A 24,312-nucleotide genomic window follows, 5' to 3' on the forward strand; every position below is an offset into this window, starting at 1 on the left:
TGTGAGGGGCAACTTCGGTTGCCCCTCACTGTCTTTGACCTGGGCTTACAGCTCCGGCTTCCAGGGGCTGAGCGTCTCCAGCGGACGGGTGGGGTCCTGGAACAGCGGCTTGTCCGGCTCCTGCGCCCGCAGCGGCAGCAGGTTCACGGCCAGCGCCCGCATGATGCGATCCCGAGCCCGAACCGCGTCGCCGGGCTTGCCCGCCGACAGGTCGGAGAGATCCACCACATCGCCGAAGTGGACGCGGAACGTCGGGCGGTTGCGAATGGCGCTCAGCCACGAGGTGATGAGGATCTTCACATCGTCCCAGCTCCCGACGGTGAGCGAACCCCAGTACATCGCCTCGTGCGCGCCCCACTGGCTGACCGGCACCACCGGGACGCCGCCCGCCAGCGCCATCCGGGCCACGCCTGTCTTGCCGCGCTCCGGCCACAGGCCGGGGTCGCGGCTGATCCGGCCCTCGGGGTAGACCAGCACGGGAGCGCCGGAGCCCAGGGCGTCCACGGCGCGCCCCATGGCCTCGGTGACGTTGCCCTTGCCGCGGTCCACCCGCAGGTGGCCGCAGCGGCGCATGATCGGCCCGCTGATCTTGGAGTCGAACAGTCCGCCGGTGGCCATGAAGCGGGGCGCGATGCCCGCCTTGTGGCAGGCGGCGATCAACACGATGACGTCGAAGTTGCCGATGTGGTTTGCGGCCAACAGCAGCGGCGTGCGGCGAAGCTCCGCGGGCACGCTGCCGGTCACCACGAGCTTGCCGGTCATCCGGACGATGACCAGGTCGACGACCATCAGCATCCGCCAGAGCAGCGGGGTCTGATGACGCTGGTAGGTGGTGGGCCGACGCCGCAGCGGGCGCATCCGACGACCGCCAGGCGAGCGGTGCAGAAGGTGCGGCCGGTTGCGCCGACGAAGCAGCGTACGGCGTGTCGGCTCGTCTGGCACGGAATGCAAGGCGACCATGAGAACGCAGCATGTCATGTCGGGCGGCACTATGGTGAGCCTGCCCGGCTAGATCATGTCACCGATGTGTCACCTGTTCCTTGAGTGACGGTTGTGGCGGAAGGGGTGTGCCGGGCTACCGTGTGGGTCATGGCGAGCCGGACGACTGCCTCCAAGCGGGGGGCCACCCGCGGACGCGGCACGCCCAAACCCGCCGCCAAGGCCGCGCCCCGCAAGAAGCCCGCCACCCGCAAACCGGCCCCGCGCCGCACCGCCAAGAGCCGCAAGCCCAGCCCGCCCGCGGCCATCTGGCACTTCTTCGCCCGCGGCATGGGCGGCATGGCCCGCGCGGTGGGCCGCACCAAGGAGATCGACCCCGCCCACCGCCGCGACGGCATGGCGCTGCTGCTGATCGCTGTCGCCGTGGTCGCCGCGGCAGGGGTCTGGTGGGGCGCGGGCGGCCCGGTCGGCGACGTGGTGCAAAGCCTGCTGCGCAGCGCGATCGGCACGGCCGCGCTGGCGCTTCCGGTGGTGCTGGCCCTGATCGCGTTGATCCTGATGCGCACCGAGGCCCAGCCCGAGAACCGGCCCCGCATCGTCCTCGGCGCCCTGCTGCTCACCCTCGGCGTGCTCGGCTTCATCCACGTCGCGTTCGGCCCCCCGCCGGGCGGCCCCATCGATGTGACCAAGCCGATGGGCCCGGCGGGCGCGCTGGGCTTCGTGGTCGGCAGCCCGCTCGCGCACGGCCTCACCCAGGGCGTGGGCGGTGCGGTGCTCGCGTTGATCGCCGTCTACGGCTTCTTGGTGCTGATCGGCGTCCCGGTCCGCGAGGTGCCCGCGAGGCTGCGCGACCTCTTCGTGTCCGCGCCTTCCGAGGACGACCACTTCGCCGAGGACGACGAGCCCACCAAGGCGCTGGAGGCCCCAGGCGCCGAGGTGCGTCTGCGCAGGCCGTCCCGGCGCCGCCAGGCGGCCATGTCCGACGAAGAGGAGCCCCCGCAACCCGAACTGCCGCTGGGCCCCACCCCGGCCCCGACCCGACCCAGCCAGGTCAAGGCCACCCCGCCCGCCGCGGAGAAGCCCGCGGCCCCGCCGCAGCCGCGCAAGGTCGACGGCGACTACCAACTTCCGCCGCCCGGCCTTCTGCAGGAAGGCGACATCCCGAAGGCCCGCAGCAAGGCCAACGACGCGATGATCGAGGCCATCACCGGGGTGCTGGACCAGTTCTCCATCGACGCGCAGGTCACCGGCTTCACCCGAGGCCCCACCGTCACCCGCTACGAGGTCGAACTCGGCCCCGGCGTGAAGGTCGAGAAGATCACCGCGCTGACCAAGAACATCGCCTACGCGGTGGCCACCGACAACGTGCGGCTGCTCGCCCCCATCCCCGGCAAGTCGGCGGTCGGCATCGAGGTGCCCAACACCGACCGCGAGATGGTGCGCCTCGGTGACGTGCTGCGCTCCAACGAGGCGATGAAGAGCACCCACCCGCTGGTGATCGGCCTCGGCAAGGACATCGAAGGCCACATGATCACCGCGAACCTGGCCAAGATGCCGCACCTGCTGTGCGCGGGCTCCACCGGCTCCGGAAAGTCCAGCTTCGTCAACTCCATGCTGGTGTCCCTGCTGGCCAGGGCCACCCCCGACGAGGTCAGGATGATCCTGATCGACCCGAAGATGGTCGAGTTGACGCCGTACGAGGGCATTCCGCACCTCATCACGCCCATCATCACCCAGCCCAAGAAGGCCGCCGCCGCGCTGGCCTGGCTGGTGGAGGAGATGGAGCAGCGCTACCAGGACATGCAGGTCAACCGGGTCCGCCACATCGACGACTTCAACCGCAAGGTCAAGTCCGGCGAGATCAGTGCCCCGCCAGGCTCCGAACGCGACTACCGCCCCTACCCCTACATCCTGGCGATCGTGGACGAGTTGGCGGACCTGATGATGACCGCCCCCCGCGACGTCGAGGACGCCATCGTCCGCATCACCCAGAAGGCCCGCGCCGCAGGCATCCACCTGGTTCTGGCCACCCAGCGCCCCTCCGTGGACGTGGTCACCGGCCTGATCAAGACCAACGTCCCGTCCCGCCTGGCTTTCGCCACCTCCTCCCTCACGGACAGCCGCGTCATCCTCGACCAGCCCGGCGCCGAGAAGCTGATCGGCATGGGCGACGGCCTGTACCTGCCGATGGGCGCCTCCCGCCCGGTCCGCGTCCAAGGCGCCTACGTCGGCGACGACGAGATCAACGCGATCGTCACCTTCACCAAGGACCAGGCACAACCGGACTACACCGACGGCGTCACAGCCGCCCAACCCGCCGAGAAGAAGGAGATCGACGCCGACATCGGCGACGACCTCGACCTCCTGGTGCAGGCCACCGAACTGATCGTCACCAGCCAGTTCGGCTCCACCTCGATGCTCCAACGCAAACTCCGCGTCGGCTTCGCCAAAGCAGGCCGCCTGATGGACCTCCTCGAGTCCCGCGGCGTGGTCGGCCCCTCCGAAGGCTCCAAGGCCCGCGAGGTCCTGATCAAGCCCGACGAACTCGACTCGGTCCTCTACCTCATGCGCGGCGGCGGCCCCGTCTCCACCGACGAAGACTGATCGGCCGCTTCTTCCCGGTCCGCCGCTTTGTCGCGGCCGAAAGTGATCGCCCCACCGCGTCGCCTTTCCCAGGTCTGACCCCCATTCGGGGCGTCCGCGGCGAGCTCTGCTGACAAAACGTGATCACCCAGAACTGATTCCCACAGTTCTTATTCTGTTTATTTGTGCAGGTCACGGTTGTATCTCGCTTTGTGGCTCACGTCGCGTCATGTTCTTTTCTGATCTGCCTTCACCTAGTTAAGTTCCGCCTATCGCGTTGTTGGGTCACTCCCTGTTGCCCGCACGCGGTCACCCCTGCGAAAGGAACAGCCAGGTGCGACTCAACAGGAGAGCGCTCACCGCCATCGCGGTCGGCGCCACGACGGTGGCCAGTGGGTTCTTTGCCACCGGTGCGCTCGCCGCCCCCGCCGCCCAGCCCGAAGCCGCCGGACCGGCGGTGTCCAAGCTGATCGTCACGTACAAGTCCGGTGCCGCCGAGGAGGCCTCCGACGACGCGGCCGCCATCGACGCCCGCACCAAGGGCCACGGCCTGAAGGTGCAGCGCAGGCTGGGCACCGGCGGTGTGCTGGTCGATCTGGGCGGGAGCGTGCGCGGTAAGGCGCTGGACAGCGTGCTGCGCCGGTACCAGGCCGACCCGGACGTGGCCGTGGTCGAGCCGGACGCGCTGATGACCGCGCAGGCCGAGGTCAACGACCCCGAGTACACCAAGCAGTGGGACTTCTTCGAGGCCAAGGCGGGCATGAACGTGCCCGGCGCGTGGGACGCCTCGACCGGCAGCGGCGTGACCGTGGCGGTGCTGGACACCGGCTACGTCAAGCACTCCGACCTGGCGGGCAACATCATCGCCGGTTACGACTTCATCTCCGACGCCGCCAACGCCCGGGACGGCAACGGCCGGGACGCCGATGCCGCCGACAACGGCGACTGGAACGACACCGACGGCGAGTGCGGCGCCGACTCCAAGGCGCACAAGTCGACCTGGCACGGCACCCACGTGGCGGGCACCATCGCCGCCTCGGCCAACAACGACAAGGGCGTGGCAGGCGTGGCCTACCGCGCCAAGATCCAGCCGGTGCGCGTGCTGGGCAAGTGCGGCGGCTCGCTGTCCGACATCGCCGACGCCATTACCTGGGCCTCCGGCGGCAAGGTGCGCGGCATCCCGGCCAACAACACCCCGGCCAAGGTCATCAACATGAGCCTGGGCGGTTCGGGCACCTGCGGCGGCACCTACCAGGCGGCCATCACCGGCGCCGTCAAGCGCGGCACCACCGTGGTCGTCGCGGCGGGCAACTCCAACAAGGACGTCTCCGGTTTCCGCCCGGCCAACTGCAACAACGTCGTCTCCGTCGCATCCAGCGACCGCAACGGCGACCGCGCCTTCTACTCCAACTTCGGCAAGCTCATCGACGTCGCCGCCCCCGGTGGCGAGGTCCGCCGCGAGACCGACGCGCCGGGCACCGTGACCACGCCGGAGGACGGCATCTGGTCCACCCTCAACGACGGCGCGAGCACCGCGGGCAGTGAGAACTACGCGCCGAAGATGGGCACCAGCATGGCCGCCCCGCACGTCGCGGGCCTGGTCGCGCTGATGCTGGCCAAGAAGAGCGGCCTCACGCCCGCCGAGGTGGAGTCCGCGATCAAGGCAGGCGCCCGCCCCCTGCCCGGCACCTGCACCGGCGGCTGCGGCGCGGGCCTTGCCGACGCCGCGAAAACCGTGGGCGCCCTGAACTAGATACCCGCCCCCAACAACCGTGGGTGCCCTGAGCTAAAACCCGCCACGAAAATGGCCGGGCCGGAACCGCTTCCGGCCCGGCCTTCTTTTGCCACGGCCACCAAGCTAGCCCCCGCCCGCCCGGGGGGACGACCCCTCGGTCAGCCTATCGACCCGCTCGCCGATCGCGAAGGCGGTGAAGTGCATCTGTGGATAGCGGGGGGGCCTGTGGATGACACGCCGAGAAGCGAGGGCCGTCAGTGGTCGACCTGTTTGTGATCGGGCTACGGTGGAAGGCCGCTCATCGATCGATGCGGAGCCTGGTATCGACCGATGCGGAGCCTGCTTATCGATCGCTGTGGAAGTCGTTCACCGGTCGATACGAGGCGAGGTCGTCAACGGATCGGTGTAGGGCGATCTCCAGCCACAGCACGGCTTCCGCCCGTGCGGAGCCGAGCGCGGCGACCGCTTCCTGGAGGTCGTGGGCGGCGGCCAGCACCAGGCCCAAGGCGTCCAGCAGTTCGTAGTCGTCGGTGTCCAGCACCAGTTCGTTGAGCGGCCTGCCGATCAGGTCGACCAGGTCGTCGGGAAACCGCTCCAGCGCGGGCAGCCCGTCCAGCGCCAGCCGCACCGAGGCCGCGACCTCGCCGACCGAGGTCACCTGTGCTCCTTCAGCAGCTGCTGGGCCCGCGCCAGCCGGGCCACCGCGTACTCGACGCAGCCCTGGGCGTAGCGCACCTGGTTCAACGCCCGAGCGCTGTGCACCGAGGCCGAGCCCGTCCACGCGCCCGCCAGCCGCAGCGCCTGCTCCGTGAGCTGCTCCCGCGCCCGGTCCAGCTCACCGAGCGGGACGATCTCCGCGAGCCGGGCCGCGGTCTCCCGCTGCTCGGCCGTCAGCATGGTTCCCACCCGATCGAGGGTACGGCTACCGCCAGCCGCCTTCGCTGTCGACGATCGTCATCCGCTGCGTGGCGCGCGTCATCGCCACGTACAGCGCGCGGCGGCCGGTGGCCGACTCGGTGAGGAACTGGGCGGGCTCCACGACGATGGTGGCGTCGTACTCCAGGCCCTTGGCCTCCAGGCTGCCCACCACCTTGAGCCGCTCGTCGGTGATGGCGGCCAGCCAGCGGCGCACCTCGTCGGTGCGTTCCATCACGCTGATCACGCCCACCGTACCGTCCACATCGGACAGTGCCTCGCCGACCGCCAGCCGGACCGTCGACGGCACCTCTGCGGGATTCACGGTGGACACCACGGGCTCGATGCCGGTGCTGCGCACGGCGATCGGCAGCTGCTCGGGGCGCGTCAGCTCCGCCACCACCGTGGCGGCCAGCGCGAAGATCTCCGCGGAGTTGCGGTAGTTGGTGCGCAGCAGGAAGTGCCGGTGGTTGCGGGTGCTCAGCGCCTCCCGGCGGGCCTGCGCCGCCTCCCTCGGGTCCGCCCACGAGGTCTGCACGGGATCGCCGACGATCGTCCAGCTCGCATACCGCCCGCGCCGCCCGACCATGCGCCACTGCATGGGGGAGAGGTCTTGCGACTCGTCCACCACGATGTGCGAGTACTCCGGCAGCCGCTCGGACCGCCAGGACGGGTCGCGGCGCAGCGACTTCGGCACCGGCGGCGGACCGAGCAGCTCACGCAGCTCATCCAGCAAGGCGATGTCCGCCATGGAGATCCGGTCCTCCCGCCACGCGGAGGCGAGCAGGTCGATCTCGGCGGCGGACAGGGCGTGCCGGGCCGCCTCCTCCAACCGCTCCTTGTCCCGCAGCCAGCCCAGCACCTCCGCCGCCCGCAGCGGCGGCCACCAGCGCACCAGGAAGCGGTGGAACTCCATCCGCTCGCCAAGCTCCGTGACCAGCTCGTCGCGCACCGGCCGGAAACGCCCGTCGGCGTAGGACTCGGCCTTGCGCCACAACGCCTCCAGCAACGCGTCCGCCGCCCGCAGCCGGGAGCGGTTGGGCGGGCGGCCCTTGCGGTGCACGGCGCGGCGCACCGCCGCGAGCTCGGCCGCGTCGAGTTTGAGCACCTCGCCGCCGTAGAGGATGCGCATCTCCTCCGGCGCGCCGGGCGGCCGCTGCCGCATCAGCCTGCGCAGCACCTGCCGCATCCGCAGCGAGCCCTTGATCGCCGCCACCGGCGCAGGGTCGGTGTACTGGGCGGTGAAGCCGGACACCAGGTCGCCCAGCGAGCGCAACTCGGCGTCGTGCTCGCCCATCGAGGGAAGCACCCGGGAGATGTAGTTGGTGAACACCGGCGAGGGACCGACCACCAGCACTCCGTAGCGGCCCAACCGGTGCCGCTCGCGGTAGAGCAGGTACGCCACGCGGTGCAGGGCCACCGCCGTCTTGCCGGTGCCCGGCCCGCCGGTGATCTCGGTGACGCCGCCCGAAGGCGCCCGGATCGCGTCGTCCTGCTCCTTCTGGATCGTCGCGACGATGTCGTGCATGGTCTCGCCGCGGGCCCGCCCGAGCGCCGCCATCAGGGCGCCCTCGCCCACGATGCGGACGTGCGCGGGCAGCTCCGCCTCGGTGTCCAGCAGGTCGTCGTCGATGTCCACCACCTGCTCGGACAGGCAGCGGATCACCCTGCGGCGCAACATGCCCATCGGCTCGGCGGCGGTGGCCTGGTAGAACGGCGCGGCGGCCGGGGCGCGCCAGTCGGTGACCAGGTTGGCGAACTCGACATCGCGGACGCCCATCCGGCCGATGTGCAGGGTGGAGCCGTCCGCGGGGTCCAGCCTGCCGAACACCAGCCCGGCGTGCTCGGTCTCCAGCGCCTGCAGCAGCCGGTTGGCGTGGGCGACCATCACGTCCCGCTCCAGCAGCATGGTCGCCTGCTCGAAGGTGGCCTCCCGCTCGGCGCCGTGCGCCCGCTCGAAGCCACGGTCCCGCATATCCCTCGCCTCGGTCCGCAGTTCAGCCAACCGGGCGTATACCTGGTCCACGTGCGCCTGTTCGACGGCGATTTCGGCCGCGCGGACGCCACTGTCGTTCACGTGGACTCCTGTACCTGGTCGAGAGGGCGGAAGAGCGACGATACGTGGCTTTCGCGCGCGACGTGATACCACCTTGGCAAACGTCCGCATCCCGACGCGGTCGTGCTCCGATTGGCGGCACGTCGGGACCCGGTATTACGTTGTGGCGCGTGAGGCTGGACAACTTGCCCGCGGCTGTCAGCGACTGGCGGGAGGGCGGGCGTTTCGTCACCACCCAGTACGGTCAGATCTTCACGCGTGCGACTCCGGGCAGCGGACCTGCGTTGTTGTTCCTGCACGGGTTCCCTACCAGCTCTTACGACTGGCGCCTGGTGATCGAGCGGCTGCCGGGCCGGTCGACGCTCGCCCTGGACTTTTTGGGCTTCGGGCTGTCCGACAAGCCGGAGCGGCACGACTACACGCTGCACGAGCAGGCCGACATCGTGGAGCGCGTGGTGCTCTCCCACGGTCTCGACCGGGTGATCCTGGTCGCCCACGACATGGGCACCTCGGTGGCCACCGAGCTGATGGCCCGCGACCTCGCGGGACAGCTGGCGTTCCGGCTGGAGAGGGTCGTGCTGTCCAACGGCAGCGTGATCGTGGAGCGGGCCAGCCTGCGGCCGGTGCAGCGACTGCTGCGCTCGCATCTGGGGCCGGTGCTGTCCACGCTGAACAACCGGCCGATCTTCACTCGGCAGCTCGGCCAGGTGTTCTCCGCCACCCACCCGATGCCCCGCGACGAGGGGCGGGCCCAGTGGGCGCTGGTCGCGACCAAGAACGGGCACCGGTTGCAGCACAAGCTGATCCACTACATCGGGGAGCGGACCACTTACGCTCAGCGCTGGCACGGCGCGGTGCGGGACTGGCCCAAGCCGGTCGGGTTCCTGTGGGGCCTGCTGGACCCGGTGGCCACCACCGACGTCCTCGGCGGGCTGGTCGAGCTGCGGCCGCACGCCCAGGTGCGGCACCTGCCCGAGCTCGGGCACTACCCGCAGCTGGAAGACGCCGAAACCTACACCACCGCGCTCGCCGAATTGTGTTGAATCAGCTTTTCGCGTGGTTCTGCTGTATTCCGCGGGCGCGGTCATGAGAGGTTGAGGACATGACGCAGGTGGAACTCGTGGATGAAGTCGGTGCGCCCATTGGAGTTTGCGACAAACTCGCCGCCCATCAACGACCGGGCCAACTCCACCGAGCCTTTTCGGTGTTCCTGCTCGACACCGCGGGCAAGCTGCTGTTGCAGCGCAGGGCCGCGGTGAAATACCACTCCGGCGGATTGCTCAGCAACACCTGCTGCGGCCATCCGCTGCCGGGGGAGGACCCCGCCGTCGCCGCCCGCCGCCGGGTGGCCGAGGAACTCGGGCTGCACGACATCACGCTGCGGCCTGCGGGAACCGTGCTGTACCGGGTCACCGACACCGTCAGCGGCCTGCACGAACACGAGTGGAACCACCTCTTCGTCGGCGTGTACCGCGACCAGCCCGACCCCGACCCGGACGAGGTCTCCGAGGTCCGCGGCATTGCCCTGTCCGACTTGGACAAAGCCCGTGCCGAGGAACCTTTCAGCGCCTGGTTCGCCTCCGTCTACGACGCGGCCGAACCCGCCTTGCAGGCCCTGCGGCACGAGCTTTCCGGCGACTAACCGAAGTTGCGCACCGCCCAGTAGTAGACATCCGCGGTCTTGCGGCAGTTGGCGTCGGTGCCGCACACGCCGTACATGTCGGATCGGAAGTTGTCGTCGATCCGCTTCCGGTTCGTCTCGGTGAACCGGGACTGCTTCTTGTAGTTGCGATAGCCGAAATCGTGGCGGTGGCAGGCGGGCAGGAACTTGTAGCCGAACGGATTGTCCGGGGACTTCGAGCAGCCGTCCGAGGACCAGTCCAACTGGTCGGCGTACGGGCGGCCGTCGCGAATGGTGACGAACTGCGAGAGCGACTTGCTGTACAGATAGGTATCGGTGGTCGAGCGAAGCTGCTCGGGGCTGAGCGCGGCATGCGCCTGCCCGGCTCCGAGCAGCAGCGCGGCGGTGGTGGCGAACGCGGCCAGCGTGCCGCGGCCAGCGCGGCGTCGCACGGTGGTGGCCATTGGATTCCTCCCAGTGAATACGCGAAATGCGCAGGAGGAGTTTCGGGCCTGCCGAAAGCCCGCGGCAAGGCTTTCCGTTGACGTGCCGATGAATTTTCAGCGGTTATCGAGTGATTCCGGATTCTGGATCGACATTCGCCAGTTCCAAAAGCATCCGCGTGTTGCCGAAGGTGTTCGGTTTGACATAGGGCAGGTCGAGGAACTCCGCGACACCCTCGTCGGCGGAGCGCCGCATCTCGTCGTAGACCTCCGGACTCACCGGGGTGCCCTCGATGGCCACGAACCCCTGGGAGGCGAAGAAGTCGGTCTCGAAGGTGAGCACGAACACCCTGGCCAACCCCAGTTCGCGGGCGGTCGCGGTGAGCCGCCGCACGATCAGCGCGCCGATGCCGCGGCCGCGGAAGCTGTCATCCACCGCGATCGTGCGGATCTCGGCCAAGTCCTCCCAGAGCACGTGCAGCGCGCCGCAGCCCACGACCCGCCCGGCCTCCTCGGCCACCCAGAACTCCTGCACGTCCTCGTACAGCGTGACGAGTTCCTTGGCCAGCAGCACCTTGCCCGCGTAGTGGTCGACCAGCTTCTTGATCGAGCGGACGTCGCTCGTCCTGGCCCGTCGCACGGCGATGTCTGTTTCCACGGTCTTAACTTAGCCTCGCCTTACTCGTGCAGTCGTCGTGGTATGCACGGGGACTGTCCATAGTCCCAGACCGGCCGGTTACGCTGGTTGCCGTGTCTACTCCCAGTTCCGAACGCCGCGTGGCCATGCTCACGTTGGGCTGTGCCCGCAACGAGGTGGACTCCGAGGAGCTGGCAGGCCGTCTCACCGAGGGGGGCTGGCAGCTCATCGAGCCCGACTCCACCGGTGACACCCCCGACGTCGTACTCGTGAACACCTGCGGCTTCATCGCCTCCGCCAAGAAGGACTCCGTCGACACGCTGCTCGCCGCGACCGACACCGGCGCCAAGGTGGTCGCCGTCGGCTGCATGGCCGAGCGCTACGGCAAGGAGCTCGCCGACGCGCTGCCCGAGGCCGCCGCGGTGCTCGGCTTCGACCACTACCCGGAGCTGTCGGACCGCCTGGACGACATCGTGGCGGGCAAGCGCATCGACTCGCACACCCCCGTCGACCGGCGCACGCTGCTGCCGATCACGCCGGTGGCGCGCCCCGCCGCGGCCGCCGAGGTGACCGTGCCCGGCCACGGCGGCTGGGGTCCGCGCGTGCTGCGCCGCCGCCTGGACGGCTCCCCGGTCGCCTCGCTGAAGATCGCCTCCGGCTGCGACCGGCGCTGTTCCTTCTGCGCCATCCCGTCCTTCCGCGGCGCGTTCAACTCCCGGCAGGCCGCCGACGTGCTCGGCGAGGCCGCCTGGCTGGCCGAGAACGGCGCCAAGGAGCTCTACCTGGTCAGCGAGAACTCCACCTCCTACGGCAAGGACCTCGGCGACGTCGGCGCGCTGGAGAAGCTGCTGCCGCGACTCGCCGCGGTGCCCGGCATCGAGCGGGTGCGGGTGTCCTACCTCCAGCCCGCCGAGACCCGTCCCGGCCTGATCAACGCCATCGCCCGCACCCCGGGCGTCGCCGACTACTTCGACATGTCCTTCCAGCACTCCAGCGAACGCGTGCTGCGCAGGATGAAGCGGTTCGGCTCCACGGATTCGTTCCTCGCGCTGACCGAGCAGATCCGCGAACTCGCGCCCGCCGCGGGCATCCGCAGCAACTTCATCGTGGGCTTCCCCGGCGAGACCGAGGAGGACCTCGCCGAACTGCGGCGCTTCCTCACCGGCGCCCGGCTCGACGCGGTCGGCGTGTTCGGCTACTCCGACGAGGACGGCACCGCCGCCGTCGACCTGGACGGCAAGGTCGACGAGGACACCATCACCGAGCGGGTGTCGCAGATCTCCGCGCTGGCCGAGGAGATCTCCGCGCAGCGCGCCGAGGACCGCGTCGGCGACGAGGTCGTGGTGCTGGTCGAGCAGGCTGCGAGCGAGGACGACGACTGCGTCGGCCGCGCCGCCCACCAGGCACCCGAGGTCGACGGAGAGTGCGTGCTGGAGGACGCCGACGGCATCGAGGTCGGCACCCTGGTGCGCGCCAAGGTGATCGGCTCCGAGGGAGTGGACCTGATCGTCACGCCGCTGGAGGTGCTGCGGCCCGCCGGAGGCGCGCGGTGACCTCCGAGCAGGGCAGACCCGTGCCGCTGCTCAACGTCGCGAACATCCTGACGATGTCCCGGCTGGCGCTGGTCCCGGTGTTCCTGGTGGCGCTGCTGACCGAGGACGACCTCCGCTGGCGGCTGGCCGCCTGCGCGATCTTTGTCATCGCCTCCATCACCGACCACGTCGACGGCGACTTGGCCCGGCGGCACAACCTGGTCACCGACTTCGGCAAGATCGCCGACCCGATCGCGGACAAGGCGCTGATCGGCTCCGCGCTGGTGGGGCTGTCCGTGCTCGGTGAGTTGCCCTGGTGGGTCACAGTCGTGATCATGGCCCGCGAGTTGGGGATCACCGCCATGCGCTTCGTGGTGCTACGCCACGGCGTCATCCCGGCCAGCCGCGGCGGCAAGGCCAAAACGCTGGCCCAGATCGTCGCGATCGTGCTCTACCTGCTGCCGCTGCCGTCCTGGCTCGACCCGCTGCGGTGGATCGTGATGGGGATCGCGGTGGCGCTGACCGTGGGCACCGGCATCGACTACGTGTTCCAGGCCATCCGGCTGCGATCCACCGCGAGGCTGTCCGAATGAGCGACGACATGAGCAGGGACCTGCTGGACTGCCTCGGTCTCGACGCGCCCGCCGTGACGCGGCTGGTGCGCGGCCTCGCCGAGCGCAAGCAGACCGTGGCCACCGCCGAGTCACTGACCGGTGGGCTGGTCGCGGCCGCACTGACCTGCATCTCCGGTGCCAGCGCCGTGCTGCGCGGCGGACTTGTCGTCTACGCCACACCGCTGAAGTCCGAACTGGCGGGTGTCGACGCGGCGTTGCTGGCCGAACACGGAGCCGTGCATCCGGAGGTGGCCGCGCAACTGGCCGTCGGGGCACGGGCGACGTGCGGTGCGACCTGGGGGCTGGGCCTGACCGGGGTCGCGGGCCCCGACCCGCAGGACGGCAAGCTGCCCGGCACGGTGCACATCGCCATCGCGGGTCCGCACGCGGTGATGCGCGAGCCGGTGGTGCGGTCGCTGGCCCTGCCCGGTGGGCGGGACGCGGTGCGCTCCGCCGCGGTCCGGGCCGCTCTCGATCTTCTGGGCACCACAGGTTCTGCGTGAGCAAACCGCACAACCCGGAAGATCGTCACGTTTTGCCCAGGTCAATCGGGAAGAAACCCGCGCGCGGCGGTGTTGAATGGATCGGCTGCGGGATCTTCGGCTCCCGAAGTGTGAGACAGGTTATAGCCCGAAGGGGCATGCGAGTGGGCTATTCGAGTGGCTCGCCCGATGAGTCAGTTCGCCCTCGGCGGATTCCAGGCAGAATCTCGCGGAAATTCGGGGCAGTCGCGCACCCGGCGCCGGCCGGCTGGGTAACGTGGCAGCATCGCGGGGCACATCGTCGTCGCGAGTGCGGGTATCCGCACAGCAAGGCTTGAACCGGCTGGAGGAAGGGAGGGGCGCGATGACCGTGCTGCTGCGGGAAGCAATCGGGGAACGGCTTCGCCGTACCCGCACCGATCAACGCCGTACCCTGCGCGAAGTGTCCCGGTCGGCTCGGGTCAGCCTCGGCTACCTCTCGGAGGTGGAACGCGGGCGCAAGGAACCGTCCAGCGAGCTGCTGGCGGCCATCTGTGACGCGCTCGAGCTGCCACTGCCGCAGCTGCTGGACAACGTGGCCTCGGATATGCGCGGCACCCCGGAGACCGTGCCGGTTCCGGTGCCCGCCGTGCCCGCCCCCGCGCTCACACCGCAGACCGCCAAGGTGCCCGCGAGGGCCAAGGCGACCGCGTCCGTCGGCGCCGTCGGCACGGACGGCGACCTGCTGGCCGAACTGCTCGAGGTCGAGACCTCCGACCTGCTGCTCCAGCCCGCACTGACCCATCGGCTGTCCATGTCGCTGGACCAGCGCGCGCCCCGCGGCCGGGTGTTCGCCGCCTAACCGGATGATCTTCGAACGAGCCCGTCCTGATCTTCAGGGCGGGCCGTTCGCTTTTGTCACGGCCGAGGGGTCGATTGCAACACCCGGTGGAAGCCCTGAGAGACACCTGAGACGATGGAACTCGCCAACCACGTCGATCGTTTCCGGATAGTCGGCACGCAAGAGAGCAGGCGGAGGAGATGGCCAACCCGTTCGTGAAGGCTTGGAAGTACTTCCTGGCTTCCTTCTCGTCCAAGATCGATGAGCATGCCGATCCGAAGGTGCAGATTCAGCAGGCCATCGAGGAGGCCCAGCGCCAGCACCAGGCGCTGACGCAGCAGGCTGCCGCCGTCATCGGCAACCAGCGCCAACTGGAGATGAAGCTCAACCGCCAGCTCAACGAGATCGAGAAGTTGCAGGCGGCGGCCCGGCAGGCACTGGTGCTCGCCGACCAGGCCCGCGCCGCGGGTGACACGGCTCGGGCGGGCCAGTACGAGCAGAGCGCGCAGGCCTTCGCCACCCAGCTTGTCAACGTGGAGCAGTCCATCGAGGACCTCAAGGGGCTGCACGACCAGTCGTTGCAGGCCGCGGAGCAGGCCAAGCACGCGGTCAAGCGCAACGAGATGGTGATGCAGCAGAAGCTCGCCGAGCGCACCAAGCTGCTCTCGCAGCTGGAGCAGGCCAGGATGCAGGAGCAGGTCTCCGCTTCGCTGCACCAGATGAGCGAGTTGGCCGCGCCCGGCAACACGCCATCGCTGGACGAGGTGCGGGAGAAGATCGAGCGCCGCTACACGAACGCGCTGGGGCAGGCCGAACTCGCCCAGAACTCCGTGCAGGGCCGCATGCTGGAGGTCCAGCAGTCCACCACGGAGCTCGCGGGCAGCGCCCGCCTCGAGCAGATCCGCGCGTCGCTGCACGGCGGCGGTCAGCCCGCGGGCGAGATCACCGAGGGCACCCAGGGCGCGGTGCCGCCCACCCAACCGATCCAGCAGCGCCACCCACAGCAAGGCTGATGAAGGGGGTGTCTTGTGGATCCAGATCGCGTTATTCGCGCCCAGACGGCCCCTGACGCCGCCGCGAAATCGCCCGAGTACGCCCGGTACGAGGGCGATTCCGCGGCGACGTCAGGAACCGTCTGGATCACGAATCCCATCGACCAGGATCCACAGGACACCCCCTAGGAGGCCGGATGGCGGCGTTACGGCGTTTCGTTGCCGGACTCGCGGCGCAGCAACTGCCCACGCTGGGCAGCCCGGTGGTCGATGAGGTGCGCCGCAGGATCGTCGCCTGGAACGACCCGCGGGCCAAGTTGCTGCGTCAGCGCCGTCGCGCCGCCCGCAGGGTCGCGGTCCGGTCCTCCGTGGCCGGGGCCACCGGCCTGACCGCCGTCGCGGTCGCCGGGCTGCCCGGCGTCCTGCTGGAGGTGGCATTCGGTTCCGTCGCGGGCCTCGCCGCCCTCGGCGCGGCCACCGCGGGTGCCCGTTTCGTCGCACTGCGTCGTCAACCGCTGCCCGCCCCGCTGGCGATCCCGGCCCCGCTGCCGCCCGCGGCCTCGACGGCGCGCAACCCGATGCTCAAGCTCCGACAGGCACAGGACGGCCTGGCCGCCTGCCTTGCCCAGCTTTCCGCCGAGCATGTCGTGGAGATCCGGGAGGCCGCCGCCGCGGCCGGGGCGGCCCTGGAGGGGACCGCGCAGCGGGTGGTGGCGATCGAGCGCGCCAGGGATGCGACACCGCCGCTTCAGCGCGGTCCGCTGATCGCCGACATCCGCCGCCTGGCGGGTGAGTTGGACGCCGGGGTGGAGCAGTTCTGCGGTCTCGTCGGCACGGCGGGCCAAGCCGTCGCGGCGGGTTCGGGACTCGACGACCGGTGGAACGCCTCCCGGCATGCCCTCGACGACGCCGCCGACCGACTCTCCGGACTCACCGTCGCCATGCTCGAACTCCGCGGCGGACCCGGTCCCGGGTACGGTCACAACGTCCGATAAACGGACGATTCTTGTGTTGGATGAAATATCCTGGTTGTCCCCGGGCCACGAATACGTGAACAACCGCCCAACTCGGCGATCTCGCCCGCTCAACGCTCTTTTGTGACGCTCAGACGGAGCGCGGCTGACCCGCCGATCGGCGCTGGTCGAGCCTTCCCCCAGGCCGGTAAGCTTTTTCCCGACGGTTCGCGAGCTCCGGGCGATACCGCCGATGGAGTTACCGTGATTGTGACGATATTTGTCTGTGATTATTACGGGCGGTAGCCTGCGAATGAGCACGGTGGGAGCTAAGGGGAGCTTCTTTCGTCTTCATGTGTGGGCGCCGGTCTTTGGGAGTCCCGGCGGCCATTGTCATGCCATGATCCTCGCAACGGGAGTGCTGGGAGGCCTTAGTGGCATTGTGGACCGTGCATGGCGACGGACGCCGGGTCACGGCGGGTGATGTCGTCGAGCCACAGGAGCGGCTGAGCTGGCCGCTGACGATCGGCTTCGGCATCCAGCACCTGCTGGCGATGTTCGGCGCCACCGTCCTGGTGCCGGTGGCGCTCGGGCTCTCGGTCGAGACGACGCTGCTGTTCTCCGGTGTCGGCACGCTGGTCTTCCTGCTCATCACCCGCGGCAAGGTTCCCAGCTTCCTCGGGTCCTCCTTCGCCTTCCTCGCCCCCCTGATCGCGCTCAAGGAGGGCGGAGTTCCGCCCTCATCGTGGTTCGGTGGAATCGTGATCGTCGGCATGCTGCTCGCGATGATCGGCCTCGCGGTGAAGTCGCTGGGCGTACGGCTGCTGGACGCGATCATGCCGCCGGTGGTGACCGGCGGCGTCGTGGTGCTCATCGGTCTGAGCCTGGCCGACTCCGCGGTACAGAACTTCCTCGGCAAGACGGACGCCAACGATACGACCACGGACAGCACCCAGATCATGATCGGCGTCGTCACGCTCGGCGTGATCCTGACCTGTTCGGTGCTGCGTGGCCTGATCTCCCGCGTCGCCGTGCTGGTTGGCGTCGGTGCGGGGTGGGCGATGGCCGCCGTGGTCGGCGGCTTCGACTCCAAGAGAATCCAGAAACTCGAGGAGGCGCCCTGGCTCGGGCTGCCGGAGCTCAACGCGGTGACGATCGAGCCGACCGTGGTCATGGTGATGCTGCCGGTGGTGATCGTCCTCGTCGCCGAGAACGTCGGCCACGTCAAGGCCGTCGGCACCGTGATCGGCCGCAACCTCGACAAGCGCGTTGGCGATTCCCTGATGGGCGACGGGATCGCCACGATGCTCGCGGGCGCGGGCGGCGGCTCCGGCACCACCACCTACGCCGAGAACATCGGCGTGATGGCCGTGACCAAGGTTTATTCGACGGCCGCGTACATGGTTGCCGCGTTCACCGCCATCGCCTTCTCGTTCTCGCCCAAATTCGGCGCCATGGTGCAAACCATTCCCGCGGGCGCCATCGGCGGAGCGACGCTGGTCCTGTTCGGCCTGATCGGAATGCTGGGCATCAGGATCTGGTTCGACAACAAGGTGGACTTCACCGACCGCGTCAATTTCGTCATCGCGGGCACCGCCCTCACCGTCGGCCTCGGCAACCTCACCCTCAAAATGGGCAACCTCAGCTTCGCGGGCCTGACCTGGGCCACCGTCGGCCTCGTGATCATCTACCCGATCCTGCGCAAACTCTCCCAACTCAGCCGCGGCGAACGACCCACCACCCCTGAACACTGACGTCAGCCGCGCCCTGAGGGCCGGAATGAGTGTTTCCGGGTAATTCCTGCTGCCACTGAAAATGCGTGACGCCGCCTATGTCGAGGCGTGAGGTCCAACAAAGGTAGTTCCGCGGAACTACCGCACCCAGTGCCCGAGCCCGATCCCCAACTGATGCGCGACCCATAGCGTTCCCCACAGAAACGCGGCATTCGAGGGGGAACCGGTGAGGGGAACGCTGATCCTGTTGGTGGTAGCCGCCGTGACCGGTCTGGGGGTGGCCACGGCGCACGCCCACGGGATCAGCGACTCCTCCGAAGTCCACCTGGCGCAGACCTTCGCGGGCAATGAGCTCACGGTCGTCATCCGCCGCACGCAGGACATCCCAGGGCCGCTGAACGTCGACATCGTGGCGCACGACCCGGTGGCGCCGGTCCGGCTGGAACTACGGGCCACGCCGCTGGACGGCTCCGCGGCGCAGAAGGACCCGGCGCCGCGGACGCTGGAGATCAGCCGGTCCGGGATGCACCCGGTGGCGCTGCACGCGGATCGCACCGGGCGCTGGCAGCTGGAACTGCGGGCGGCGGGCCAGAAGGCGGTGTTGCCGTTTCGGGTGATGAAGCCAACGCCCGCCGCGTGGGAACCGGTGGCGTACGGGGGTTTCACCGCCACCGGGCTGTTCCTGCTGGTCGCCCTGGTACTCGCGGCGAGACGGCGGAACAGGGCCGCTCCGGCGGCGGCGGGCGCGGCAGTGATCGGGCTGACGGTGGCGTTGACGGCGGCACTGCTGTCCAAGGACATGGTCCCCGCCACCCCGCAGGGCGCGCCGCCCACCACGCAGAACAATCCCGCCGACGGGTCGTCGGCGAGCGGGCGGCCCTACGCCAATGTCGCGGTCACGACCGTGCCCGCCCAGCCCGCGGTCGGTGAGGAGTTCACGCTCAGGCTGCGGCTCACCGACGGTTCCACCGGGGCGCCGGTGGACGATTTGGTCGCCCATCACGCCGCGCTCACCCACACTGTGATCACCAGCGCGGACGGGGCGTTCTTCCGGCACCTGCACCCGGTGCGCACCGAGCCGGGGACGTTGGAGCTGCGCACCGCGGTGGACCGACCGGGGCGGTATGAGGTGCACACCGAGTTCGAGCGCGCCGACAGCGGCGCCTCGCTGGGCAGCGGCACCTTCACCGCGGTCGGCGCCGCCGCGCCCGCGGCGGAGACCGCACCCGACGTGGACGTGAGCTGGGAACCCATCCCGGTGGCGGGGCAGCCGAGCGGGCTGACCGTCACGGTGAAGGAGAACGGCAGGCCGGCGCGGGACCTCCAGCCGTGGCTGGGGATGGCGGGGCACCTGATCGTCAAGCAGGACAGCGGTTTGGGGCACGTGCACGAGCTGGCGTCCATGCCCGCGCCGGGGCAGCCGCAACCGGATGAGTCGGTGGCGAGCTACGGGCCGCGGCTGCGGTTCGTCTACAGCTTCCCCAAGCCGGGGCGTTACCAGGCGTGGGTGCAGTTCGCGCGGGACTACCGGATCTTCACGGTGCCGCTGGTGATCGAGGTGGGGGAGGAATGAAACGGATACCGCTACTGGTGAGCATCGGTGTCGTGCTGGTGGCCGTCGCGGCGGTGGTGCTGTGGCCTCGGCCCGCACCCGCCGAACTCGCGACGCGCACCGGCGGGTACGTGGTCCAAGTGCAGCTCAACGGCAGCGGCGCCACGGAGGTGCCGGTGGGGGACAGCAAGGTCGACGTGTGGCTGAAGCGGCACGACGGGCAGCAGGCGAACGCGGAGGAAGTGGTGTTGGAGGCGGTCATGCCCAGCATGGGCCACTCCGCGCGGCGGCTGGTCACGCAGCGGGTCACCGGGGAGCACTTTCGCGCCCGGGGCGAGCTGTTCGTGATGCCGGGGGACTGGGAACTGACGGTTCGGCTGCGGGACGCGGCGGGCCGGGACACGGCGAGCATCGGTCCGCTTCGGGCCGGGCAGCGGTGAGGGGGAGGGACATGAGCACAGCGACAAAGCCGGGGTGGACGCCGGTGGGACGGCTGCCCACCACATCCATGCGCCGGGCGGTGGAAGCGGCGCGAAGCCGCAACGGACAAGGGGGACAGCATGCACACCGTTGATCCACTGCCACTGGCCCAGCGGGTCGGGCCGTGGCTGCTGCTGGCGGGAGTCAGCACCGAGATGCTCGGCATGGTGTGGGACGTGCAGTGGCACGCCGACGTCGGGCCGGACACCTTCTTCACCGCCCCGCACCTCATGCTCTACATCGGCATGGCGGTCACCGGCCTGACCAGCCTCGCGGTCGTCCTGCTCGCCACCCGCGCCAGGCAGGACCACGCGGTGAAGGTGTTCGGGTACTTCCGGGCGCCGCTGCCGTTCCTGATCGCGGGCACCGGCGCGGCGGGCGGCCTGATCTACGGGCTGTCGGACCTGTGGTGGCACACCGTGTACGGCTTCGACGCCACACCGACCTCGCCGCCGCACGTCGCCATGTCGCTGTGCGGGCAGGCCGAGATGTTCGGTGCGCTGCTCGCCTTCGCGGTGGTGCGCCACCAGCGCATCGGGCGCTGGGGCCTGGCCACGACGGCCGCGGTGGTGATGGCCTCCACCGTGTTCCTGCTGCTCTCGGTGCCCTCGCTGCCGGGCGTCAGCACCTTCGTGATCGCGGTGGCGCTGGTGGTGGTGGCCACGCTGCTGCTGGTGGCGGGCCTGACCAGGACACCGGGCTGGGTCACCGCGACGGGACTGATCTACGCGGCGGTGCACGGCCTGAGCTACCTGTTCGGTCCATGGGCCACCCGCCTCTACGCCGAGGAGATGGGGCTGCCGCTGCGCGACTACGCCGACGGCGACATCGCCTGGCTGCCGGTCCTGTTCCCGATCGGCGTGGTCGTGGCGGCGGTGCTGGTCGATGTGGGGCTGCTGGTCGCCCGCGGGGTGACCGACAAGCCGGGGCTGCCGGTCGCGCTGATGGGCGCGGTCACCGCCGCGGTCATCGTGATCGGGTACCAGGTGATCCCGGTGAACGGGCCGCCGTCGACGGCGACGCTGCTGTCGGCCGTGGTGCTCGGCGCGGGGATCGGGTTGTACGGCTGGGTGCTGGCGGGAATGCTGCGCGCCCGTGGGGAGGTCACGTCATGAGGACGCTGCTGGTGGTACTCGCCGCCCTGCTGATTACCGCGCCCGCGGCGAACGCCGCCGCGCCGCCGGTGACGGTGGTGCACACCGAGACCGTGCAGGCAGGCCCGTACGAGGTGAAGGCGTCGTTCAGCGAGTGGCCGCTTCGCGCGGAACGCTCCCTGGACTTCCTGTTCGAACCCGCGGGCGGCATCGAGGGCAGGCGGGGATGGCTGACGCTGCTCAAACCGTCGGGTGCGGAGCAGGGCTGGCAGACCGCCCCCGGCCAGGGTGAGCAGCAGTTGCCGCGGCACCCGCGTGCCCAGGGCCAGTGGGGACTGGACGTCTACTCTCTGAACGAGGAGGGGACATGGCGCATGGTCTTCACGGTGGACGGCGACCAAGGCAGGGGCACCGGGACGCTGGCCGTGCCGGTCGGCCCGCGGCCCGGACCGTCGGCCGCGCTGAGCTGGACCATCGGTCTGCTGCCGCTGCCCATCGGCCTGCTCGCGCTGGGTTTCGCCTGGCAGCGGGTGCGGCGGACGGCGAGGCCTGACACATGGTCCTGGGCCTGAACCCACACGGACGCGGCGTCAGGGGGCTCACCGCCCCCTGGCGCTCGCTGGTGCAGCAGTGGCATGCCCGTGAGCCGTTGGAGCGCACCAACGACTTCTTCCTGATGGGCGGCCTGCTGCTGTCCGTGCTGTGGGGGCTCACCGAGGCGTCGAACATCCCGTTTTGGATCTTCGTCGGGTTCCTGGCGCTCACCCTGGTCCAGGTCCTGGCCCTGTGGTGGCTGCGCTCCGCGCCCCTCACGGTGCTGGTCGTCTGCTTCGCGGTGAACCTCGCCGCGGTGCTGGTGTTCGGGTCCGCGCTCTGGCTGGGTGTGGTGTTCGCGGGCTACGGCGTCGCGGTCGCCGCGCCATCGCCGCGCCGCCGGGTCGGGGTGTTCCTGCTGGTGGGCTTCGTCGCTCTGCACGCCGTGACCTTCTACTCCCGCAAGGTGTCGGTCGGCGAGGCGGTGTTCGGCGTGATCGTGCTCGCCAGCCTGTGGTTCGCGGGCCGCTTCGAGGCGGTCCAGCGGGAGCGGATCGTCGAACTGCGGGAGCGTTCGGTGCGGCTGGAGGCCGAACGCGCCGAGGCGGAGGCGCGGGCCGCCGAGCGGGAACGCGTGCAGCTGGCCCGCGAACTGCACGACATCCTCAACCACTCGATGACCGCCATCGTGCTCGACGCCGAGGCCAGCGCCCTGGACGACGACGACAATGCCAAGCGGGCGCTGCGCAGGGTCGCCGCCACCGGCCGCGCCTCCCTGGCCGAGTTGCGTCGCCTGCTCGGCGTGCTGCGCGCGGGCCCCGTCGACACCGGCACCGCGCCGACGCCCGGACTGTCCCAACTGGACAACCTGGTGGCCACCGTCGAAGCCGCGGGCCCTCGCGTCACGGTGCACCAGAACGGGGTGGCGGACCTGGACACCAGCATCGACCACGCCGCCTACCGCGTGATCCAGGAGTCGCTGACCAACGTGGCCCGCCACGCCGGGCCGGTCGACGTGCGGATCTCGCTGGGCCTGCGCGGCGACACCCTGGAGATCGTCATCGACAACGAGCCGCCCCCCGCGCCCCGCCCGCCGTCGACGGGCGCGGGCACCGGGCTGGTGGGCATGCGGGAACGCGTCGGCCTGCTCGGCGGCTCGGTGCGTGCCGAGCGCCGCGCCGACGGCGGCTTCACCGTCCGCGCCGAACTGCCGCTGAACGGGGTGCTGACATGAGCCTGCGGGTGGTCATCTGCGACGACGAGCAGCTGCTCCGCGAGGCACTGCGTCGCTTGGTCGACAGCGCGGAGGACTTGGACGTGGTCGGTCTCGCCGCCGACGGCGCCGAGGCCGTGGACCTGGTCGCCAGGCACGCCCCCGATGTGGCGTTGATGGACATCCGGATGCCCGGGATGGACGGCATCGAGGCCACCAAGGAGATCAGGCGACTCGGCCTGCCCACCCGCGTGCTGATCCTGACCACGTATGACCGCGACGCCTACGTGTACGCGGCGCTGGAGGCCGGTGCCAGCGGCTTCCTGCTGAAGGACGCACCCCCGGAGCGCCTGTGGGACGGCATCCGCGTGGTCGCCGCGGGCCAGTCGGTGCTCGCCCCGGAGGCCACCGCGCGGCTGATCGACGCGCTGCGCCCTGACCTGCCCACCGACGCCGACCGCGAGGTCCTCAACCGGGCGGCCGCGCTCACCGAACGGGAACGGGAGATCCTCGACCTGCTCGGCCGGGGCCTGTCCAACCAGGAGATCGCGGAGAAGCTGGTGATCAGCCGCTACACGGTGAAGGTGCACGTGTCCAGCGTGCTGTCCAAGCTCGGCCTCACCGACCGCGTACAGGCGGTGCTGGTCAGGTCGCGCCTGCGGGGGCTGCTCTGAAACGCATTCAACAGTTATGACCTGTTGATATGTGCGCCAAGCGGGTGGTTGCGGCCAGGGTGGAATTCCCTGTCAATCCCTGCAAGGCAAGGAGTCTCCCTTGTTCCCTGCGAAGTATGTCCGGATGCTGCTCGGTGGGTTCGCGGCGATCGCCCTGCTCGTCGCGCCCAGCGTGGCATCCGCCGCCTCCGACACCGGCAGCGCAGCGGCACGCACCATCTACTACAGCACCTCTCAGGCCGCCGAACTGGCGAGCCTGACCGACGAAGCGGCCGCGATCTGGAACCGCAACGTCGCCAACGTCCGCCTGGTCAAGGGCAGCGGCGGCATCTCCGTCCGCACCAGCGACAACGGACCGGCCCCCGGCCAGGCCAGCTGCATCGGCTGCACCTCCGGCTGGATCGGCCTGTACCGCAACCAGATCAAGAGCTCCGGTGCGGGCACGCTGCGGGTGATCGTGCACGAGTTCGGCCACATCCTCAGCCTGCGGCACCCGTCCGACATCGGTAACTGCGCCAAGGTGATGGCGGGCGGGCGCTGCGACAACGCCCAGCCCAGCAGCGGCGAGATCGCCGACGTCGACCGCTACTGGAGCGGCCGCAGCCGCCAGCACACGGTGACCGGCGTGCCCAACGAGATCGGCATCTTCGAGGCCCCCGCCCTCGCGGGCACCTGACGAAGAGGGTCGGCGCGGGCATAAGCCCGCGCCG

At 70.0% G+C, this 24,312-nt stretch carries 24 protein-coding genes; 18 read left to right on the forward strand and 6 right to left on the reverse strand.

The genetic code is table 11. The features are described from left to right. Window positions 1–45 precede the first annotated feature (45 nt). Window positions 46–858 (reverse strand): lysophospholipid acyltransferase family protein, encoded by an 813-nt coding sequence (locus ACU6XJ_RS19075; protein WP_476313244.1) that lies wholly within the window; start codon window positions 856–858, stop codon window positions 46–48. 231 nt (window positions 859–1,089) lie between these two features. On the opposite strand from ACU6XJ_RS19075, the gene ACU6XJ_RS19080 reads away from it, so the two are divergent. Together ACU6XJ_RS19080 and ACU6XJ_RS19085 are read left to right on the forward strand one after the other, a co-directional pair. Then, entirely contained in the window at window positions 1,090–3,543 is a 2,454-nt protein-coding gene (locus tag ACU6XJ_RS19080) for an FtsK/SpoIIIE family DNA translocase (protein ID WP_476313246.1), read from the forward strand. A gap of 313 nt (window positions 3,544–3,856) precedes the next feature. Next, window positions 3,857–5,275 carry a S8 family peptidase gene (locus tag ACU6XJ_RS19085; protein ID WP_476313249.1) on the forward strand — a complete coding sequence of 473 codons (1,419 nt, stop codon included), beginning with the start codon at window positions 3,857–3,859 and terminating at the stop codon, window positions 5,273–5,275. A gap of 325 nt (window positions 5,276–5,600) precedes the next feature. Here the strand turns inward: ACU6XJ_RS19085 and ACU6XJ_RS19090 are convergent, their stop codons facing one another. From ACU6XJ_RS19090 to ACU6XJ_RS19100, 3 genes are read right to left on the reverse strand one after another with little or no spacing between them, the layout of a single operon-like run. Further along, window positions 5,601–5,915 carry a hypothetical protein gene (locus ACU6XJ_RS19090; RefSeq protein ID WP_476313252.1) on the reverse strand — a complete coding sequence of 105 codons (315 nt, stop codon included), beginning with the start codon at window positions 5,913–5,915 and terminating at the stop codon, window positions 5,601–5,603. Next, the gene (locus tag ACU6XJ_RS19095; RefSeq protein ID WP_476313254.1) at window positions 5,912–6,163 is read right to left on the reverse strand and encodes a hypothetical protein; all 252 of its coding nucleotides are present in this window, start codon (window positions 6,161–6,163) and stop codon (window positions 5,912–5,914) included. The genes ACU6XJ_RS19090 and ACU6XJ_RS19095 overlap by 4 nt, the downstream gene beginning before the upstream one ends. 16 nt (window positions 6,164–6,179) lie before the next feature. Then, window positions 6,180–8,249: a HelD family protein gene (locus tag ACU6XJ_RS19100; protein WP_476313257.1), complete on the reverse strand. Its 2,070-nt coding sequence runs from the start codon at window positions 8,247–8,249 to the stop codon at window positions 6,180–6,182. 149 nt (window positions 8,250–8,398) lie between these two features. On the opposite strand from ACU6XJ_RS19100, the gene ACU6XJ_RS19105 reads away from it, so the two are divergent. Then, entirely contained in the window at window positions 8,399–9,271 is an 873-nt protein-coding gene (locus ACU6XJ_RS19105) for an alpha/beta fold hydrolase (RefSeq protein ID WP_476313259.1), read from the forward strand. 59 nt (window positions 9,272–9,330) lie between these two features. Beyond that, window positions 9,331–9,870 (forward strand): isopentenyl-diphosphate Delta-isomerase, encoded by a 540-nt coding sequence (idi, locus tag ACU6XJ_RS19110; RefSeq protein ID WP_476313261.1) that lies wholly within the window; start codon window positions 9,331–9,333, stop codon window positions 9,868–9,870. On the opposite strand, the gene ACU6XJ_RS19115 is transcribed toward idi, so the two are convergent. Both ACU6XJ_RS19115 and ACU6XJ_RS19120 read right to left on the reverse strand, forming a co-directional pair. Next, entirely contained in the window at window positions 9,867–10,313 is a 447-nt protein-coding gene (locus ACU6XJ_RS19115) for a phospholipase (protein WP_476313264.1), read from the reverse strand. The genes idi and ACU6XJ_RS19115 overlap by 4 nt on opposite strands. Before the next feature lie 103 nt (window positions 10,314–10,416). After that, on the reverse strand, window positions 10,417–10,950 hold the full coding sequence (locus tag ACU6XJ_RS19120; protein ID WP_476313266.1) for an amino-acid N-acetyltransferase: 534 nt from the start codon (window positions 10,948–10,950) through the stop codon (window positions 10,417–10,419). A gap of 125 nt (window positions 10,951–11,075) precedes the next feature. Here ACU6XJ_RS19120 and rimO point away from each other — a divergent pair, with 125 nt between their 5' ends. The 14 genes from rimO (at window position 11,076) to ACU6XJ_RS19190 (ending at window position 24,278) form a co-directional block, all read left to right on the forward strand. Beyond that, complete coding sequence (gene rimO, locus ACU6XJ_RS19125; RefSeq protein WP_476314093.1) at window positions 11,076–12,482, forward strand: 30S ribosomal protein S12 methylthiotransferase RimO; 1,407 nt, start codon at window positions 11,076–11,078, stop codon at window positions 12,480–12,482. Next, entirely contained in the window at window positions 12,479–13,054 is a 576-nt protein-coding gene (gene pgsA, locus ACU6XJ_RS19130) for a CDP-diacylglycerol--glycerol-3-phosphate 3-phosphatidyltransferase (RefSeq protein WP_476313269.1), read from the forward strand. The genes rimO and pgsA overlap by 4 nt, the downstream gene beginning before the upstream one ends. Before the next feature lie 8 nt (window positions 13,055–13,062). Then, window positions 13,063–13,578 carry a CinA family protein gene (locus ACU6XJ_RS19135; protein ID WP_476314095.1) on the forward strand — a complete coding sequence of 172 codons (516 nt, stop codon included), beginning with the start codon at window positions 13,063–13,065 and terminating at the stop codon, window positions 13,576–13,578. Window positions 13,579–13,921: 343 nt separating this feature from the next. Beyond that, on the forward strand, window positions 13,922–14,398 hold the full coding sequence (locus ACU6XJ_RS19140) for a helix-turn-helix domain-containing protein (RefSeq protein WP_476313272.1): 477 nt from the start codon (window positions 13,922–13,924) through the stop codon (window positions 14,396–14,398). A 179-nt stretch (window positions 14,399–14,577) separates the two neighbouring features. Beyond that, window positions 14,578–15,390, forward strand: a complete 813-nt coding sequence (locus ACU6XJ_RS19145) for a PspA/IM30 family protein (RefSeq protein ID WP_476313275.1) — start codon at window positions 14,578–14,580, stop codon at window positions 15,388–15,390. 176 nt (window positions 15,391–15,566) lie between these two features. Continuing rightward, on the forward strand, window positions 15,567–16,364 hold the full coding sequence (pspM, locus tag ACU6XJ_RS19150) for a phage shock envelope stress response protein PspM (RefSeq protein WP_476313278.1): 798 nt from the start codon (window positions 15,567–15,569) through the stop codon (window positions 16,362–16,364). A gap of 392 nt (window positions 16,365–16,756) precedes the next feature. Then, on the forward strand, window positions 16,757–18,076 hold the full coding sequence (locus ACU6XJ_RS19155; RefSeq protein WP_476313280.1) for a uracil-xanthine permease family protein: 1,320 nt from the start codon (window positions 16,757–16,759) through the stop codon (window positions 18,074–18,076). A 205-nt stretch (window positions 18,077–18,281) separates the two neighbouring features. Continuing rightward, the gene (locus tag ACU6XJ_RS19160) at window positions 18,282–19,628 is read left to right on the forward strand and encodes a hypothetical protein (protein WP_476313282.1); all 1,347 of its coding nucleotides are present in this window, start codon (window positions 18,282–18,284) and stop codon (window positions 19,626–19,628) included. Next, window positions 19,625–20,047, forward strand: a complete 423-nt coding sequence (locus ACU6XJ_RS19165) for a hypothetical protein (RefSeq protein WP_476313284.1) — start codon at window positions 19,625–19,627, stop codon at window positions 20,045–20,047. Before ACU6XJ_RS19160 ends, ACU6XJ_RS19165 begins: the two co-directional genes overlap by 4 nt. Before the next feature lie 120 nt (window positions 20,048–20,167). Beyond that, the gene (locus ACU6XJ_RS19170; RefSeq protein WP_476313287.1) at window positions 20,168–21,202 is read left to right on the forward strand and encodes a hypothetical protein; all 1,035 of its coding nucleotides are present in this window, start codon (window positions 20,168–20,170) and stop codon (window positions 21,200–21,202) included. Then, window positions 21,199–21,753 carry a hypothetical protein gene (locus ACU6XJ_RS19175; protein WP_476313290.1) on the forward strand — a complete coding sequence of 185 codons (555 nt, stop codon included), beginning with the start codon at window positions 21,199–21,201 and terminating at the stop codon, window positions 21,751–21,753. The genes ACU6XJ_RS19170 and ACU6XJ_RS19175 overlap by 4 nt, the downstream gene beginning before the upstream one ends. Beyond that, a complete protein-coding gene (locus ACU6XJ_RS19180) occupies window positions 21,738–22,949 on the forward strand; it encodes a sensor histidine kinase (protein WP_476313292.1) in 1,212 nt (403 codons plus the stop codon). The genes ACU6XJ_RS19175 and ACU6XJ_RS19180 overlap by 16 nt, the downstream gene beginning before the upstream one ends. Further along, on the forward strand, window positions 22,946–23,602 hold the full coding sequence (locus tag ACU6XJ_RS19185) for a response regulator (protein WP_476313294.1): 657 nt from the start codon (window positions 22,946–22,948) through the stop codon (window positions 23,600–23,602). Before ACU6XJ_RS19180 ends, ACU6XJ_RS19185 begins: the two co-directional genes overlap by 4 nt. 100 nt (window positions 23,603–23,702) lie before the next feature. Then, a complete protein-coding gene (locus ACU6XJ_RS19190; RefSeq protein ID WP_476313296.1) occupies window positions 23,703–24,278 on the forward strand; it encodes a snapalysin family zinc-dependent metalloprotease in 576 nt (191 codons plus the stop codon). Window positions 24,279–24,312: the final 34 nt, after the last annotated feature.

This window comes from Actinorectispora metalli (assembly GCF_056323685.1).